The sequence below is a fragment of the Collinsella sp. D33t1_170424_A12 genome (assembly GCF_015554865.1).
In the GTDB taxonomy this organism is placed as follows: domain Bacteria; phylum Actinomycetota; class Coriobacteriia; order Coriobacteriales; family Coriobacteriaceae; genus Collinsella.
Genome location: NZ_JADNJJ010000158.1, coordinates 1 through 1,782, shown reverse-complemented (window position 1 = coordinate 1,782; position 1,782 = coordinate 1). Strand labels below are relative to the sequence as shown.

Annotated in this window: 1 protein-coding gene and 1 tRNA gene; one reads left to right on the top strand and one right to left on the bottom strand. The window is 57.9% G+C overall.

All coding sequences use genetic code 11. The annotated features are described in order from the left end of the window. The first annotated feature begins 148 nt into the window (after window positions 1–148). A complete protein-coding gene (rpoD, locus tag I2E26_RS06830; RefSeq protein ID WP_147588375.1) occupies window positions 149–1,468 on the top strand; it encodes an RNA polymerase sigma factor RpoD in 1,320 nt (439 codons plus the stop codon). A 237-nt stretch (window positions 1,469–1,705) separates the two neighbouring features. Here rpoD and I2E26_RS06825 read toward each other — a convergent pair. After that, window positions 1,706–1,780: transfer RNA gene (locus tag I2E26_RS06825), tRNA-Asn, on the bottom strand. Window positions 1,781–1,782 lie beyond the last annotated feature (2 nt).

Genomic DNA, 1,782 nt, shown 5'->3' with positions numbered 1-1,782 from the left:
CATGGGCTGCCATAGTCGAAACATCGAGCCTTACGGTTGGAATGTGGTCATTTCACGACAAATGATCGATCGTTAGACGATTTGCGCTGCTCATCTACATTAATTTGTGCTAAAGTAATGTGTCCTATGTGCTATGAAGGGAGAGTCTGTGCCTAAAAAGTCGGAGAGCACCGATGTCGAGCTCTACTCCTATCTCGAGAAGCTCCTTGATAAGGGTCAGAAGAACGGCTCGATCACCGAAGATGAAATCCAGATCACCCTTAAGGATGTCGATGTAAGCGATTCGCAGCTTACCACGCTGTACAACGCTTTGCGTAACCGCGGTGTCGATATCGTCTCGCAGGGCGACGACGATGATGCGTTCGACGTTGACGACCACGATTTCGATAGCGATCTTGGTTCCGACAGCGACGAGGATCACGATCGCAAGGTCGCCAAGATGGCCGATGCCGAGATGGCCTCGGAGAAGCCGAAGAAGAAGTCTCGTGTGCGCACGAGCCGCTCTCGTTCGCGCAGCCGCGGCATGGATGCATCCACCGTTATGCTCACCGGTGACCCGGTGCGCATGTACCTCAAGGAGATCGGTAAGGTCGACCTGCTCACCGCTGCCGACGAGGTCGATCTTGCTATGAAGATCGAGGCGGGCCTGGAAGCCTCCAATAAGCTCGAGGCGGCCGAGACGGGTGAGCTCGAGCTCACGCGTGCCGAGATGCGTCGCCTGATGCGCGTCGAGCAGGTTGGCCTCGAAGCCAAGCAGGCGCTTATCAGCGCGAACCTCCGCCTCGTCGTATCCATTGCCAAGCGCTACGTGGGCCGCGGCATGCTCTTCCTCGACCTTATCCAGGAGGGCAACCTCGGTCTTATCCGTGCGGTCGAGAAGTTCGATTACGAGAAGGGCTTCAAGTTCTCCACGTATGCAACGTGGTGGATTCGCCAGGCCATCACCCGCGCCATCGCCGACCAGGCGCGCACGATTCGCATTCCCGTACATATGGTCGAGACGATCAACAAGCTCGTCCGCGTTCAGCGCCAGCTGCTCCAGGACCTTGGTCGCGACCCGACTCCGGAAGAGATCGGCGCCGAGATGGACATGAGCGCCGATCGCGTTCGCGAGATCCAGAAGATCTCGCAGGAACCCGTTTCCTTGGAGACGCCCATCGGTGAGGAAGAGGATTCGCAGCTGGGCGATTTCATCGAGGACTCTCAGGCGGTCGTGCCGCCCGAGGCGGCGAGCTTCTCGATGCTGCAGGAGCAGCTCACCCAGGTGCTCGATTCTCTTGCCGATCGCGAGCGCAAGGTTATCGAGCTTCGCTTCGGCTTGGTTGATGGGCATCCGCGCACCCTCGAGGAGGTTGGTCGCGAGTTCGGCGTGACGCGTGAGCGTATCCGTCAGATCGAGTCCAAGACGCTCGCCAAGTTGCGCCACCCCAGCCGCTCGAGCAAGCTCAAGGACTATATCGAGAGCTAGCGATTCTCGTTTATCTCCTTTGTTGATCAGGCCCCGGTTCGCCGGGGCCTTTTCTATGACGTTGCGCACCTGGTGCGTGCAACGCTCGGCGCGCTCTGCGTGGTTGCTGCTTCTCGAGCTTATGCATGCGTTCGCGTTCTCGGGGATCAGAGACGATTCCATCGTTTCACACATATCGGACGGCAAGCGACGGCATAAAAAAATCCCCGCCAGATAGCTGACGGGGATATAAAAATCTGGCTCCTCGAGTAGGACTCGAACCTACAACAGCGCGGTTAACAGCCGCGTGCTCTACCATTGAGCTATCGAGGAAT